The following is a 917-nucleotide window of genomic DNA, read 5'->3' as shown; positions in this document are numbered from 1 at the left end:
TACCGCCTTCTCCCTGTCCTCGCTGATCTTCAGGGCGGTACGCTTCCCGTTCCCGAATATCACCGTCACCACGGAAAAGTTCATCTTCTCTATGTAACTGTAATTCACAAGGAACGACTGGTGTATCCGCAGAAACTCCTGCCGCCCCTCTGAAAGATCTTTCTCAACAGTGTTGAGCCTGCCGTAAAAACGTTCCTCGGAGCCATCTGCCATGAATATATGCACTACCCGGTTGCGGCTCTCGAAATACACGACGTCCCTGACTGCAACTTTCCGGATCTCCTTGTTGAAGGAGAAGCGGTAGTAGGCTTCCGTTTCTCCTATCCGGGCGCAGGCGTCGCGGAAGTATTTCCTGAACTTCGCCCCGTCCACGGGCTTTGAGAGGAACCGGAACGGCTCCACCTCGAAGAGCTCCTTTAAATACTGTTCGTAGCCGGACACGTATATGAGGAGTGCGGAACGGTCGATGCGGCGTATCTGCCTCGCGGCGCTTATGCCGTCCACCCTCCCCATCTCTATGTCAAGGAATACCAGGTCGTAGCGGTAGCCCTTTTCTATGTCCGCGACCAGGGTGCCGCCATCGGAATAGGCTTCCGTCTCCACGCTGATGCCCGAATCTTCTGCCTCGCGGCGCACCATTTCCTCCAGTTACGCCGTAAAACGCATGTCATCGTTACATACTGCTATCCTTACCATGCATATCATCTTCCTTCCGGTGTAAATCCCCTGTTACAAGTTTCTCCTGTTCGTCCTGCGCCTGCTCCAGCCGCTCCAGCATCACCCGGAAAGTCTTCCTGTTGATGTCCGACAGGCGCTGGTAGCGCAATATGATATCGTAATACCTGTCCATCTCATGGTTCATGCGTAACTGGCCGCTTAAGTCACGCCTGATGTCGGTGCGTCCGAGTATGTAGTCG

Annotated in this window: 1 protein-coding gene and 1 pseudogene; both read right to left on the bottom strand. The window is 54.2% G+C overall.

The window, feature by feature from the left end; translation table 11 throughout:
- On the bottom strand, window positions 1-639 hold a 639-nt coding region (locus tag VSQ61_RS22690; RefSeq protein WP_334346579.1), incomplete at its 3' end, for a LytR/AlgR family response regulator transcription factor.
- 34 nt (window positions 640-673) lie between these two features.
- A pseudogene (locus VSQ61_RS22685) lies at window positions 674-917 on the bottom strand (helix-turn-helix domain-containing protein); the annotation flags it as partial.

This window comes from Candidatus Merdisoma sp. JLR.KK006 (assembly GCF_036941035.1).
In the GTDB taxonomy this organism is placed as follows: Bacteria; Bacillota; Clostridia; order Lachnospirales; family Lachnospiraceae; genus Laedolimicola.
The sequence above is the reverse complement of the archived record's forward strand: the minus strand, read 5'-3'. Positions and strand labels throughout refer to the sequence as shown.